The organism is Mesorhizobium sp. M4A.F.Ca.ET.090.04.2.1 (genome assembly GCF_003999085.1).
In the GTDB taxonomy this organism is placed as follows: Bacteria; Pseudomonadota; Alphaproteobacteria; order Rhizobiales; family Rhizobiaceae; genus Mesorhizobium.
Genome location: NZ_RZOT01000194.1, coordinates 1 through 9,881, shown reverse-complemented (window position 1 = coordinate 9,881; position 9,881 = coordinate 1). Strand labels below are relative to the sequence as shown.

General features: G+C 62.8%; 9 protein-coding genes and 1 pseudogene. 2 read left to right on the top strand and 8 right to left on the bottom strand.

What is annotated here, in order from left to right; genetic code table 11:
• Both EN781_RS35310 and EN781_RS15550 read left to right on the top strand, forming a co-directional pair.
• Positions 1-93, top strand: a pseudogene (locus EN781_RS35310) (NAD kinase); the annotation flags it as partial.
• Positions 94-285: 192 nt separating this feature from the next.
• Positions 286-1,839, top strand: a complete 1,554-nt coding sequence (locus tag EN781_RS15550; RefSeq protein WP_189347595.1) for a DEAD/DEAH box helicase — start codon at positions 286-288, stop codon at positions 1,837-1,839.
• Positions 1,840-1,906: 67 nt separating this feature from the next.
• On the opposite strand, the gene EN781_RS15545 is transcribed toward EN781_RS15550, so the two are convergent.
• From EN781_RS15545 to EN781_RS15510, 8 genes are all read right to left on the bottom strand, one after another.
• Positions 1,907-2,503 (bottom strand): hypothetical protein, encoded by a 597-nt coding sequence (locus EN781_RS15545; protein ID WP_126054386.1) that lies wholly within the window; start codon positions 2,501-2,503, stop codon positions 1,907-1,909.
• Positions 2,504-2,752: 249 nt separating this feature from the next.
• The gene (locus EN781_RS15540; protein ID WP_126054385.1) at positions 2,753-3,403 is read right to left on the bottom strand and encodes an OmpA family protein; all 651 of its coding nucleotides are present in this window, start codon (positions 3,401-3,403) and stop codon (positions 2,753-2,755) included.
• 155 nt (positions 3,404-3,558) lie between these two features.
• Positions 3,559-3,927 carry a GFA family protein gene (locus EN781_RS15535; protein ID WP_126054384.1) on the bottom strand — a complete coding sequence of 123 codons (369 nt, stop codon included), beginning with the start codon at positions 3,925-3,927 and terminating at the stop codon, positions 3,559-3,561.
• A 149-nt stretch (positions 3,928-4,076) separates the two neighbouring features.
• Positions 4,077-4,448 (bottom strand): hypothetical protein, encoded by a 372-nt coding sequence (locus EN781_RS15530; RefSeq protein ID WP_126054383.1) that lies wholly within the window; start codon positions 4,446-4,448, stop codon positions 4,077-4,079.
• A gap of 298 nt (positions 4,449-4,746) precedes the next feature.
• Positions 4,747-5,175: a GFA family protein gene (locus tag EN781_RS15525; RefSeq protein ID WP_245455459.1), complete on the bottom strand. Its 429-nt coding sequence runs from the start codon at positions 5,173-5,175 to the stop codon at positions 4,747-4,749.
• 62 nt (positions 5,176-5,237) lie between these two features.
• Positions 5,238-6,369, bottom strand: a protein-coding gene (gene prfB / locus EN781_RS15520; protein WP_126054381.1) for a peptide chain release factor 2 whose coding sequence is annotated in 2 segments (ribosomal slippage) — positions 5,238-6,302 and positions 6,304-6,369 — 1,131 coding nt in all. Because the reading frame shifts where the segments join, the coding sequence is not laid out codon by codon here.
• 128 nt (positions 6,370-6,497) lie between these two features.
• A complete protein-coding gene (locus tag EN781_RS15515) occupies positions 6,498-8,954 on the bottom strand; it encodes a penicillin-binding protein 1A (RefSeq protein ID WP_127400123.1) in 2,457 nt (818 codons plus the stop codon).
• Positions 8,955-9,165: 211 nt separating this feature from the next.
• Positions 9,166-9,881: N-acetylmuramoyl-L-alanine amidase (locus EN781_RS15510; RefSeq protein WP_145965516.1), on the bottom strand; the 716-nt coding region annotated here is incomplete at its 5' end.

Genomic DNA, 9,881 nt, shown 5'->3' with positions numbered 1-9,881 from the left:
GTGCGGGAGTCGCCGACGGCGACAGCCACGCTGCTGTTCGATCCCAACCATTCGTGGAACGAGCGTATCCTCGCCGAACAGTTCCGCTACTGAGCCGGCGCAAGGACAAGGCTTCGATTAAGCATCGCGATTAAGGTTACGTCTTCACAATCGCAGCAATTCGGGCCGTTTCTGTTGACAAATCGCGGCCTTGCGCCTAACTCCAACGCCGATCTTGCAGGCGCGCGGCGCTTGCCGCGACGGATGCCGTTGCGCTTCCCTAAACCAGCCAAAGACAGCCAACACTTGTCCTCAGACACCCAGACCGCTCAAGAAGCGTTGACATTCGCGGACCTCGGCCTGTCGCCGAAGGTCCTTTCCGCAGTCACCGATGCCGGCTACACCAAGCCGACGCCGATCCAGGCCGGCGCCATCCCGCACGCCTTGCTGGGCAAGGATGTGCTGGGCATTGCCCAGACCGGCACCGGCAAGACGGCATCGTTCGTGCTGCCGATGCTGACCCGTCTCGAAAAAGGCCGCGCCCGCGCCCGCATGCCGCGCACGCTTATCCTTGAGCCCACGCGCGAGCTTGCCGCGCAGGTCGAGGAGAACTTCGTCAAATACGGTAAGAACCACAAGCTCAACATCGCGCTCCTGATCGGCGGCGTCTCCTTCGACGAACAGGACAAGAAGCTGGAGCGCGGCGCCGACGTGCTCATCGCGACGCCGGGCCGCCTGCTCGACCATCGAGAGCGCGGCAAGCTGCTGCTCAACGGCGTCGAGATCCTCGTCATCGACGAAGCCGACCGTATGCTCGACATGGGCTTCATCCCCGACATCGAGCGCATCTGCGAGATGATCCCGTTCACACGCCAGACGCTGTTCTTCTCGGCGACGATGCCGCCAGAGATCACCAAGCTGACGGAAAAATTCCTGCATGCGCCGGTGCGCGTCGAGGTCTCGAAGGCCGCCTCCACCGCGACCAGCATCACTCAGCGGCTGGTGAAGTCCGGTTCGAAACCCTGGGACAAGCGCGAGACGTTGCGCAACCTGATCAAGGCCGAAGATGCCGAACTGAAGAACGCCATCATCTTCTGCAACCGCAAGGTCGAGGTCTCCGAGCTGTTCCGCTCGCTGCTGAAGTATGATTTCGATGCCGGCGCGCTGCATGGCGACATGGACCAGCGCGCACGCATGCAGATGCTGGCCAATTTCCGGGACGGCAAATTGCGCTACCTCGTCGCCTCGGACGTCGCGGCGCGCGGCCTGGACATCCCCGATGTCAGCCACGTCTTCAACTATGACGTGCCGATCCACGCCGAAGATTATGTCCACCGAATCGGCCGCACCGGCCGCGCTGGCCGCTCGGGCAAATCCTTCACCATCGCCACCAAGTCGGACAGCAAATATATAGACGCCATCGAGCGCCTGATCGGCACCAGGATCGAATGGCACGACGGCGACCTGTCGACGGTGGTCGCCAGTGAAGGCGAGGACGAGGCGCCCCGCCGCGGCCGCGGCGCACCGCGCCGCGCCGGCCGCGAGGACGAGGACCGCAAGGACAGGGGCGAGCGCAAATCACGCGAGCGCCAGGCCCGGCACAGCAAAGACACGGCGCCGGCTGCAGTATCCGGGGAGCAGCCGGTCGCAGTCGAAGCCACGGTGGCCGATATCGGCGAGCGGCGCGCTCGCAAGGAAGCAATCCGTTCCGAAAACAGCGAACGCAAGGGTGATCGCAACGAGCAGCGCAGCGAGTCGAAACGCGACCGCCCTGCCCGCCACCGCCAGGAAGAAGACGACGCCACCGTCGGTTTCGGCGACGACATGCCCGCCTTCATGCGGATCGTCGCCAAGGTCTGATTTTCTGTTTCCGTTTCAAGAAGGCAAGCCGACCAACCGGCTCGCCTTTTTCAGGTCTTGCGGCCCGTTACATCGGCCCGGGCATCATCTTGGTCGGCTTCTCCAGCATCGGGAACTCGGCCTTGCTGCATTTCACGGTCGGGTTGGTCGGGCTGAACACGCCGTTCGGATTGTCCTTGAACCAGGCGTGAAGATCGTAGTGGACGAACTCCTTCGGAATCAGAGGGTAGTGTCCCTCCATCGGTCCCATGAATTTCTGGCCGAATAGCGTGGGTGCTTCCTTGACGTCCGGCGTCAGCGGCACCAGCCATTCCACCCCGACCAGTTTCAGGCCTTTCTTGGTCGGCTCGTAGATCAGCACATTGGGGTGCATCGGATCGAGCTTTTTCCCGACGCTGGGAACGTTGACGAAATGGATGCCCATGGCGCCTTTCGGATAGTCCATCGTGCCGGGTATCTTTTCGCCGGTGAAGTAGACGCACCCGACAGTAGACAGATAGAGGTCGCGGATGGCGGCGGTGTAGTCCTCATATTTGGCGAGCGACTTTTTCAAGGCCTCGATGTCGGCCTTGCTGGCATCCTCGGCCTGAGCCGTGGCCACGCCAAGCCAGGCGCCAATGAGACCCGTCAAAGCGAGGACACCGAAGCGAGCTGTTTTCGTCATGCATTCCTCCCAGAATTCTGATCTGGCCGTGCAAGACCGAGGCGTCGAACTTCTTGATTGCGCGGCCGATTGTACCGCCCCGTCCCCTCAGGAACGCTCCGATGCTATTCCTTTCCATGATCCCGGAAAAGCAGTCCGTTAGAACTAGCTAATTCTTCAGGATGACTGGGTGAACTGAAGACTGCCAATGTCGGCTCAAAACAAAAACGGCCCCCGTGGGGGCCGTTTTCACGTTCGATGCCAGGCGGCTCAGGTGAGCGGCGACAGCTGGATCTCGACACGGCGGTTCTGGGCGCGGCCCTGGGCCGTCGCATTGGACGCGACCGGACGGGTCTCGCCGAAGCCGGTGACGGCGAAGCGGCGCGAATCGACGCCTTGCCCCGACAGATAGTTGGCGACCGCCAGCGCGCGGCGCTGCGACAGATCGAAATTGTGTTCGTCGCCGCCCGTCGAATCGGTGTGGCCGAAAACATCGACCGTGGTCTGGCGGAACTTGTTCAGCACCAGCGCCACCGAATTCAACACCGGATAGAAGCCGGGCTTCACCGCGTCCTGGTCCACGTTGAAGGTGATATCGGACGGCATGTTGAGGATGATCTGGTCGCCGGTGCGGGTGACGCTGACGCCGGTGCCCTGGAGCTGGCGGCGCAACTCGGCCTCGTTCTGGTCCATCGTGGCGCCAATAGCGCCGCCGGCGAGCGCGCCGATGCCGGCGCCGATCAGCGCGTTGCGGCGGTCGTTGCCGCCGGCCAAAAGGCCAAGCCCGGCACCCGCGATCGCGCCAAGGCCGGCGCCGGCCGCCGTGTTGGAAACCTTCTGCTCACCGGTGTAGGGATCGGTGGTGGTGCAAGCGCTCACCAATACAGCCGTCGCCACGACGACGAGCACAGTCTTCTTCATGAGAATGTCCCTCTCCAAACCGCGGCCATTGCAGCCGCGCCATATCAGCCCTTCCGGCGGTCTTGTAGCATGAAATACGGCGAAAAGCGGAACGGCAAAATGCCAATCAAAGCTTTTCCGTCGCCGCAATGCGCGGACGTTCCGGCCAGTGCCCTCTACCAGAGATTCTTGCCGTCGATGACGACGACCTCGACCTTGTCGAGGTCAAAATCGTCGAACAGGCGCGAATTCACGCTGACCTTCGGGTTGTCGAAGTCCGGCTCACCGCTCGACCAGTCGGGCGTTTCGGTGAAGGTGCCGCAGCCGCATGCGGCGCAAAAGCCGTGCTTTATGGTCTTTGACCCCCAGCGGTAGAACGAGACGTTTTCGGGCGGGCTGGTGAGCTTGAATTGCTCGGGCAAATAATAGGCCCAGAGCGAGCCGCGTTTCGAGCAGAAGGAGCATGTGCATTGCGTCACGGTTTGCGGCGGTTCCGAAACCTCGAACGTTGTCGCTTCGCAGTGGCAGCTTCCCTTGATGGTCATGAACGATTTCCTCTCCATTGTCCGCCGCCTCCACGGCAAGGCAACATAAAGAAGCGTTCCTGACAACCGCCTGACGGCAGGCTTGCCTGCCCGCTCTCAAAACTGGAAAGCCCGATGCCCCTTGACCCGCAGGTCGGATGCCCGTCGCCTCAATAGGAGCGCGGCGGCACGAACAGGCAGATCGTCTTGCCGGCATCGAGCCCCGCCTGATGCGCGCACCAGTGGAATTCACCGTCGGGGCTGTCCTTGACGCGCTTGTCGGTCATGGGAACCACCTCGCCCGTGCCGGCGATCACATAGCCCTCCGGCTTCTCCAGGACTTCGCCCGAGTGGGTCGTGCGGCAATCGTAGTTGGCACAGCAGGAGAAGGGATAGCTCCAGCCTTGCGGCAATGCCGCGGTAGGCTTGGCGTCATGCGCGAGCGCAGGCGCCGTCAACACTACGACCGCCGCGGCCAGGAAAAACAGGAAGCGGCCAACCGGTTCAACGGCTTTGGCCTGTCGAATTGTGGCAGCAAACATGAGAACGTTCCTTTCAAACGAGCTCCAAGCCTTCGCTTGCCCGTTCCCGGAACGTGTCTTCCCACTGGCCGGATCGTCAGGTCGCAGATATGCCGCGTCCGGCCATAAATGCTTCTATCCCCTCAGCCCGAATGCTGGGCTGATTCCTTGGCCGGCGCAAGAAGCGGCCGCATCGGCAACGCCGCGCCGCACGCCAAACCTCTGCAGCCAGAATCGTGCGCCGGCTTGGTTAACGAGCCGTTAGCGACGGATGTCTGGTGCCGGACAACGAAATTCGGATGAAGCTGGTTCCAGCCGTTCAACCGGGAATATGCTCATCATACCGCGGCAGGTCGTCGGTGACTGTGAACCATTTCGCCTTGGAACCAACGAAGATATGCGCCGTCGGGCGGATGCTCGGCGTATCCACCAGCGTCCCCATGGTGACGTGGACGTAGGCGCCCTCCCGCACCACCGAATAAAGCAGCGAGCCGCACTGCCCGCAGTGCTTGTCGTGAGCGCCGCTCGGATCGCCGAAGACCAGCAGCCTGTCGTCGCCGGCGGTCAGGCGCAGCTTGTCCCGCTCGATGCCGGCGAAGGGCTTGAAAGCCGACCCGGTGGCGCGCTGGCAGTTCGAGCAGTGGCAGTTCAAGGCATAGACGAATTCGTCCGCCACCTCGTAGTGGACGGCGCCGCAAAAGCACCTTCCGGAAAGTCTGTGAGTATTTGCCTTGTCCGGCTTGGTCACAAGCGCCTCCTTCATCTGGTGCCCAAGGTGTCAGCCCGGCCTCACCTGAATATGGACATATCCTAGTCGAGGTCCGCCACCGCTTCGCCCGCCCCGCCTTCGATGCGGTGCGACAGCGAGGCTTCCATGAACTCGTCGAGATCGCCGTCGAGAACGCTCGACGGGCTGGTGCTTTCGACGCCGGTGCGCAAATCCTTCACCAACTGATAGGGCTGCAGCACGTAGGAACGGATCTGGTGGCCCCAGCCGATGTCGCTTTTCGACGCCTCGGTGGCGTTGGCCACCGCCTCGCGCTTCTTCAGCTCTTCTTCGTAGAGGCGCGAGCGCAGCATCTCCCAGGCCTTGGCCCGATTCTTGTGCTGCGAACGCTCGGCCTGGCAGGCGACCGCTATGCCGGTCGCCAGATGGGTGATGCGGACCGCCGAATCGGTGGTGTTGACGTGCTGGCCGCCCGATCCCGACGAACGGTAGGTGTCGATGCGGACATCCGATTCGGAAACGGCGATCTCGATCGTATCGTCGATGACCGGATAGACCCAGACGCTGGCGAAGGAGGTGTGGCGCCGCGCATTGCTGTCGTAGGGCGAGATGCGCACCAGCCGGTGGACGCCGGATTCGGTCTTCAGCCAGCCATAGGCATTGTGGCCCTTGATCAGCACCGTGGCCGACTTGATGCCCGCCTCTTCGCCGTCATGCACTTCCAGCACTTCGACCTTGAAACGGCGGCGCTCCGCCCAGCGCGTGTACATGCGCAAAAGCATCGAGGCCCAGTCCTGGCTCTCGGTGCCACCGGCACCGGCATGGATTTCGAGATAGGTGTCATTGGCGTCGGCCTCTCCCGACAGCAACGTCTCGACCTGGCGGGCCTTGGCTTCGCCCTGCATCGAGCGCAACGCCGCTTCGGCCTCGGCCACGACGCCTTCGTCGCCCTCTTCCTCGCCAAGCTCGATCAGGCCGATATTGTCTTCCAGCGCCTGCGTCAGGCCCTTGACGGCGGCGATACCGTCCTCCAATTCCTGGCGCTCCCGCATCAGCTTCTGCGCTTCCAGCGGCTCGTTCCAGAGGCTGGAATCCTCGGCGCGGACGTTCAGGTACTCAAGCCGCTTGATGGCCTGGTCCCAGTCAAAGATGCCTCCTCAGCAGGGTTATCGCCTGCCTGATCTCGTCGACGATGTTCTGCGTTTCCGCGCGCATGGCTGCCAGTTCTGTCCTGTTGTCTGGTTCTTGTCTGGGATAGGCGCGATACATAGGCACGGCACCGCCGCCTGTAAAGCAATAATGGCCGGCTGTGATCAGCCGGCCATTCCGTAGCCTCGCAGACGTCAGTAAAGTCCGCCGCCGCCATCCTGGATGGCCTGCGTGGCTTGCGGCGACAGCGCGCCGCCGGCGCCGTTCGAACCGTCGGCTCCCATGCCGATCACCCAATAGCTGTCGGCCGGGCCGGTGCCTGGCTTGAAAGCTTCGATGATCGTGCCCGCCTCGCCTTCGGCTGCCTTCATGCCGGTCTTGCGGTTGATGGCGATGAGCTTCATGCCTTCCGGAACCTGGAAGTCGACATTGGGCGTGCCGTCCAGCGCCACGCGCATGAAGTCCTTGAAGATGGGCGCCGCGAGGCCGCCACCGGTCGCGCCCTTGCCGAGACCCTTTGGCGTGTCGAAGCCCATATAGAGGCCGACAACCAGGTTCGGCGTATAGCCGATGAACCAGGCATCCTTCTCGTCATTCGTCGTGCCGGTCTTGCCGGCGATGTGACGCCCGAGTTCGGCGATGGTGGCGCCGGTGCCGCGCTGTACGACGCCTTCCATCATCGAGGTGATCTGGTAGGCGGTCATCGGATCGAGCACCTGCTCGGAATTGTCCACCAGCTCCGGCTCAGTCTGGTTCTTCCACTCAGCGGCGTTGCAGCCTTCGCAGCCGCGCTCGTCCTGCTTGAACACGGTCTTGCCATAGCGATCCTGGATGCGGTCTATCAGCGAGGGTTTGATCGACTTGCCGCCATTGGCCATGATCGAATAGGCCGACACCATGCGCATCACCGTCGTCTCGCCGGAGCCGAGTGCCATCGGCAGGTAGGGTGCAAGATGGTCATAGACGCCAAAGCGCTCGGCATATTCGACAACCAGCTTCATGCCCATGTCGTTGGCGAGCCGCACCGTCATCAGGTTGCGCGACTTTTCGATGCCGGAACGCAATGTCGCCGGACCGGCAGCGGTGCCGTCATAATTCTTCGGCGTCCATGTCGTGTTGCCGCTCTGGATGGTGATCGGGCCGTCCATGATCACCGAGGCCGGCGTGTAGCCATTGTCGAGCGCGGCCGAATAGACGATCGGCTTGAATGAGGAGCCCGGCTGACGCATCGCCTGGGTCGCCCGATTGAACTCCGATTGCGCATAGGAGAAGCCGCCCACCATGGCGAGTACGCGACCGGTGTGCGGATCCATGGCGACCAGGCCGCCTTCCACTTCCGGGACCTGACGCAGGCTGTAGGCGCTGTCCGAACCTTCGTTCTTCTGCACGAAGACGACATCGCCGGGCTGCAGCACGTCCGCCGGCGATTTTGCCTTGACGCTCTTGCCGTCAACGATGTGACGCATGGCAAATCCCATGTCGTCCTTGCTGACGGTGCCTTCGACGCGCTCCTTGACGATGTCGCCCGAGACCTGACGCGCCGGTTGCAGGCCGATGGAGAGGCCGGTGTCGGAACTGTCAAGCACCACGGCAAGCGCCCACTCGGGCACGTCCTCCAGACCCTTGACGTTGCCGAGCGGCACGCCCCAGTCGCCGGAAACGTCGATGTGGGTCACTGGTCCGCGATAGCCGCGCAGTGTGTCGTACTTCAGCAACCCGTTCTGCATCGCCTTGCGGGCAATGAGCTGTATCTTCGGGTCAAGCGTCGTGCGCACCGAAAGACCGCCCTCGTAGAGCGCATTCTCGCCGTAGCGGGCGATGATCTGGCGGCGCACTTCCTCGGTGAAATACTCGCCTGCGAACAGGTATGAGCCGTTGCGGCGTGGCGTCACGCCAAGCGGCTCGGCCTTGGCCTTGTCGCCTTCCTCGCGCGTCACATAGCCGTTCTCGACCATCTGGTCGATCACCCAGTTGCGGCGCTCCAGCGCGCGGTCGGCATGCTTGAAGGGGTGATAGTTGTTGGGGCCTTTCGGCAGCGAGGCGAGATAGGCCGCCTCTGCCACCGTGAGCTCGTTGACCGACTTGTCGAAATAGGTCAGCGCCGCGCCGGCCACGCCATAGGCGCCGAAGCCGAAGAAAATCTCGTTGAGATAGAGCTCGAGGATGCGGTCCTTCGAGTAGGCCTGCTCGATGCGAAAGGCCAGGATCATCTCCTTGATCTTGCGCTCGTAGGTCTGGTCCGAGGTGAGCAGGAAGTTCTTCGCCACCTGCTGGGTGATCGTCGAGGCACCGACCTGGCGTCTGCCCGACCCAAAATTCTGCAGGTTGACGATGATGGCGCGGCCGAGGCCGGTCACGTCAATGCCGGGATGGTTGTAGAAATTCTTGTCCTCGGCCGAGAGGAAGGCGGCCTTCACACGATCCGGGACCGCCTGGATCGGCAGATAGAGACGGCGCTCGCGCGCATATTCAGCCATCAGCGAGCCATCCGACGCATGGATGCGCGTCGTCACCGGCGGCTCGTATTTGGCCAGCACCTCGTAGTCGGGCAGATCCTTCGCCAGATGGCTGATGTAGATCGCCACGCCGGCGGCCACGATAAGGGCCAGCGTCGTTCCGATGCCGAAGAAATAGCCGATGAGACGAATCATGCCCGCTCCAGTCCGTGGTTCGGGAATTTCCTAAACGAAGCCGCCTTTGGCGCAAGCTTCCGGGACGGTCCCAATCCGCAATGGAAAACCCATGTCGCCACCATGTGGACAAAATACGGCAGCACCGGGTTTTCGGCTTCCCTCTCGGGAAATTATAGCGCCGGGTGTTGTCGCCGTGCAACGCCGCCTCTGGTTGCAGGCGGCAGCCACCTCAGCCTCCGGTCCCCGTTCCGGCCTTGGCTGATGCGAACAGCGCGACGGCGTTGGTTATGCTCTGCGCGGCCTTGCCGCGCCAGTCGGCGCTGAGCAGTTGCGCTTCGTCCTTGGCGTTGGAGAGATAGCCCAGCTCGACCAGCACTGAAGGCACGTCAGGCGCCTTCAGCACCTTGAACCCGGCAGAGCGCTGCGGATTGTTGATCAGGCCGACGCTGGTCGAAAGCTGCCCGACCAGCGTATGGGCAAAGCTCATCGAGAAGCTGTGGGTCTCGCGGCGGATCAGGTCGATCAGGATGTCGGTCACTTCCTTGTTGTCGTCCTTGATCTCCATGCCGGCGAACTGGTCGGAGAGGTTCTCGCGATCGGCGAGCGCCTGCGCCTCGGGATCGGAAGCCTTGTCGGAGACGGTGTAGACGGTGGCGCCGCGAATGCCCTTGACGCTGATCGTGTCGGCGTGGATCGATATCAGCAGGTCGGCCTCATGCTGGCGGGCGATGCGCACCCGGTCGTCCAGCCGCAGGAACTCGTCCGTCTCGCGCGTCATGAACACATCGTATTTGCCGACCGCGACGAGCTGGTCGCGCAACTCGGTGGCGAAGGCGAGCGTGACATTCTTCTCGATGGTGCCGTTGAGACCCTCGGCGCCGCCGTCGACGCCGCCATGGCCGGGATCGATGACGACGGTGAAGCGATGGCCGGGATTGGAGACTG

Coding starts and splice junctions, on each gene's coding strand:
- EN781_RS15545 (WP_126054386.1), bottom strand. CDS start 2,503: ATGACGAAAACAGCTCGCTTCGGTGTCCTCGCTTTGACGGGTCTCATT.
- EN781_RS15540 (WP_126054385.1), bottom strand. CDS start 3,403: ATGAAGAAGACTGTGCTCGTCGTCGTGGCGACGGCTGTATTGGTGAGC.
- EN781_RS15535 (WP_126054384.1), bottom strand. CDS start 3,927: ATGACCATCAAGGGAAGCTGCCACTGCGAAGCGACAACGTTCGAGGTT.
- EN781_RS15530 (WP_126054383.1), bottom strand. CDS start 4,448: ATGTTTGCTGCCACAATTCGACAGGCCAAAGCCGTTGAACCGGTTGGC.
- EN781_RS15515 (WP_127400123.1), bottom strand. CDS start 8,954: ATGATTCGTCTCATCGGCTATTTCTTCGGCATCGGAACGACGCTGGCC.